Here is a 3,680-nt window from a genome sequence, read left to right on the forward strand (position 1 = left end):
GGGTGGGGCGGTGCCGCTGCGGTCGGCGCTCGCCCGGGCCGCGCGCGACGATCGCGCCGACCAGCTCTCCCGGGTGCACCTCGGCCGGGTCGACACCGCGCTGTGGGCCGCACGCGCCGTGCTGGTCGAGACGGCGACGGTGTTCGACACCGGGTCTTCGGCATCCGCGGGTCTCCGTGCCGCGCGTGCCAGGACCGTCGTGGCCGATGCGGTCGAGACGGCGCTCACCGAGGCCGCCCACGCCCTCGGCCCCCTGCCACTCGTCGCCGACGAGGCGCACGCGCGGCGCGTGGCCGACCTGCAGGTCTACGTGCGGCAGCACCACGCCGCGCGCGATCTCGCGAAGATCGGCGGCGACGTGGCGACGGGGGTGGGCGAATGGTGAGCTTCGATCACCGCGACCCCGGCACCGACGAGGACGTCTGGACGTCGGCCCTGGCCGCGCGGGACCCGCTGCCCGCACTCGACCTCGAGGTGGACCGCCTCATCGTCGTCGCCGCGCACCCCGACGACGAGACCCTCGGGGCCGCGGGGCTGCTCGCGACGGCCTCCGCCCGCGGCATCCCGATCGACCTGATCGTGGTGACCGACGGCGAGGGCTCTCACCCCGACTCGGTCACGCACAGCCCCGCAACTCTGGCGCTCTTGCGCCGCCGGGAACTGGTCGACGCGGCGCGCATCGTCGGCCTCTCCGGCGACCCCGTCTTCCTCGGACTGCCCGACGGCGGCACCGACGAGTATCGGGATGCCATCACCGGGGCGCTCCGCGACGCCCTCGACCGCGCGGGTGCGGATCGCGTGCTCGTGCTCTCGCCGTGGCGGGGCGACGGGCACCGCGATCATCGCGTGGTCGGCGAGATCGTCGAGGCCGTGTGCGCCGCGCGCGGCGTGCGTTCGCGGGCGTTCCCCATCTGGCTCTGGCACTGGGGCGGCCCCGACGACGTGCCGTGGGACCGCGCCGAGGGACTCGCGCTCGACACCGTGGCGCGGGATGCCAAGGCTCGCGCCCTCGATGCGCACGCCACGCAGCTCCACCCGCTGTCGGCCGCGGCCGGCGACGAGGCGACGGTCCACTCCCGCATGCGCGCGCACTTCGCACGCGCCGCGGAGATGTTCCTGGCGCCGGATCCCGCCGCGGACGGCGTCTCCGCCGGCACGGTCGGCCAGGACTACTTCGACGACATGTACGCCCGCCACGACGACCCGTGGGGCTTCGACTCGCGCTGGTACGAGGAGCGCAAACGGTCGGTCCTGCTGGCGGCTCTGCCCCGGCGCCGATACCGCTCGGCGCTCGAGGCCGGCTGCGCCACGGGCGCCCTGACCGCCCGCCTCGCCGAGCGGTGCGAACGGGTGCTCGCCCTCGACCTCGCCCCGGCGGCTCTCGAACGGGCGCGCCGACGGCTGGTGGGGCACGAGAACGTGGAGTTGCGCCGCGCGATGCTCCCCGACGAGTGGCCCGCGGGCGAGTACGACCTCGTCGTGCTGTCGGAGGTGGCCTACTACTGGGGTGCCGGCGACCTCGACCGCGGCCTCACGGCGAGCGTCGGTTCGCTCAGCGCCGACGGTCATCTCGTCGCCTGCCACTGGCGGCATCCGGTCGCGGAGTACCCGCGCAGCGGCGACAGCGTGCACGCCGCGCTCGCCGCGCGACCGGATCTCGTCCGCCTTGTCCGGCACGAGGAGGAGGACTTCGTGCTCGAGGTGTTCGGACGGCCCGGGGCGCGCTCGGTCGCGGCCGAGGCGGGACTCGTGCCGTGAGGGCCGTCGCCGTGGTGATTCCCGCGCACGATGAAGAGGCGCTCATCGGGCTCTGCCTCGCGTCGGTGACGCGCGCCGTGGCGTACGCGCGGGAGCGCGAGCCGGGCCTCGTCGCCACGGTCGTCGTGGTGCTCGACGCGTGCGCGGACAGCACGCCCGCACAGACGCGCAGATGGCCGGTCGAGACCGTCGAGATCGTCGCCCGCAGCGTCGGCACCGCCCGTCGGATCGGTGTCGCGCACGCGCTGGCGACTCTCGACGCCCGGCCCGAGGACACCTGGATCGCGATGACGGATGCCGACACGGTCGTGCCGCGCGACTGGATCACGCACCAGCTCGATCAGATGGATGCCGGCATCGACCTGCTCCTCGGAACCGTGCGCCCCGTCTTCGCCGACCTCAGCGCGCGCCACGCCGCGTACTGGCGCGCGACGCATCATCGCGGCCGGCCGCCCGGCAACGTGCACGGCGCCAACCTCGGCATCCGGGCGAGCGTCTACGCCGCCGCCGGCGGCATCCCGGATCTCGTCGAGCACGAAGACGTCGCCCTGGTGCGCGCGACCAGGGCCCTCGGCGCGCGCGAGCGGGCGAGCGACGTGCACGAGGTCGAGACCTCCGGTCGCTTCACGGGGCGCACACCCGCCGGCTATGCCGCGTTCCTGGAGCGGGTGCACGTCTGGATCGATGTGCCGTCGCTCGCCGCGCCGGGCGCGTGACGGCGCCCCTGGGGGCTCGGCATCCATTCGTCAACCACCCCGTCGCGCGGACGATCGCGGCGCAGACTGGTCGTCCCCCGGAACGAAAGAGGCATGACGAATGAAGGCACTGACCTGGCAGGGCAAGCGCAACGTGAGCGTCGAGGAGGTTCCCGACCCCACGATCCTCGAACCGACCGACGCGATCGTGAAGATCACGTCGTCGGCGATCTGCGGCTCCGACCTGCACCTGTACGAACTCTTCGGGCCGTTCCTCGACAAGGGCGATGTGCTCGGACACGAGCCCATGGGCGTCGTCGTCGAGGTGGGCTCGGCCGTGACGACGCTCTCGGTCGGCGACCGCGTCGTGGTGCCCTTCAACATCTCGTGCGGACACTGCTTCATGTGCCTGCGCGGACTGCAGTCGCAGTGTGAGACCACGCAGGTGCGCGAGTACAACAGCGGCGCGTCGCTGTTCGGCTTCACCAAGCTGTACGGCCAGGTGCCCGGCGGGCAGGCCGAGTACCTGCGGGTGCCGCTGGCCGACTACAACCACATCCGCGTCGGCGACGACCTGCCCGACGACCGGTACCTGTTCCTCAGCGACATCGTGCCGACCGCCTGGCAGGGCGTGCAGTACGCGAACGTCCCCGACGGCGGGACGCTCGCGGTCATGGGGCTCGGGCCCGTGGGGCAGTTCGCGTCGCGCATCGGCGTGCACCTGGGCTACCGCGTCCTGGCGGTCGACCCGGTCGCCGAGCGCCGCGCGATGGCCGAGCGCCACGGGGTGCAGACCTTCGACCTCACCGACACGGTGGTCGACGAACTGCGCGATCTCTCGGAGGGTCGGGGTGTGGACGGCGTGGTCGACGCGGTCGGCATGGAGGCCCACGGCAACCCCGGGGCCACGTTCGCTCAGAACGCCATCGGGCTGCTCCCGGACGCGCTCGCGCAGAAGCTCATGGACACCGCGGGCCTGGACCGCCTCGCGGCGGTGCACGCCTCGATCGACGTCGTCCGCCGCGGCGGGACGGTCTCGCTGAGCGGCGTCTACGCCGGTGACGCCGACGTCCTGCCGATGAAGACGATGTTCGACAAGCAGCTGAGCATGCGCATGGGCCAGTGCAACGTCAAGCGCTGGGTCGACGACCTGCTCCCGCTCGTCGAGGACCCGGCCGACCCGCTGGGCGTCATGGATCTGGTGACCCACCACGCCCCCCTCGAGGA

Annotated in this window: 3 protein-coding genes and 1 pseudogene; all 4 read left to right on the forward strand. The window is 73.2% G+C overall.

Annotation, left to right across the window (positions count from 1 at the left end; all coding sequences use genetic code 11):
* Positions 1-385, forward strand: a pseudogene (locus LQV45_RS20515) (acyl-CoA dehydrogenase); the annotation flags it as partial.
* A complete protein-coding gene (locus tag LQV45_RS20520; RefSeq protein ID WP_230008599.1) occupies positions 379-1,758 on the forward strand; it encodes a bifunctional PIG-L family deacetylase/class I SAM-dependent methyltransferase in 1,380 nt (459 codons plus the stop codon). The pseudogene LQV45_RS20515 and the gene LQV45_RS20520, both read left to right, overlap by 7 nt.
* Positions 1,755-2,474 (forward strand): glycosyltransferase family 2 protein, encoded by a 720-nt coding sequence (locus LQV45_RS20525; RefSeq protein WP_230008600.1) that lies wholly within the window; start codon positions 1,755-1,757, stop codon positions 2,472-2,474. Before LQV45_RS20520 ends, LQV45_RS20525 begins: the two co-directional genes overlap by 4 nt.
* Before the next feature lie 100 nt (positions 2,475-2,574).
* On the forward strand, positions 2,575-3,680 hold a 1,106-nt coding region (locus LQV45_RS20530; protein ID WP_230008601.1), incomplete at its 3' end, for an alcohol dehydrogenase catalytic domain-containing protein.

The organism is Microbacterium sp. Bi128, from assembly GCF_918698205.1.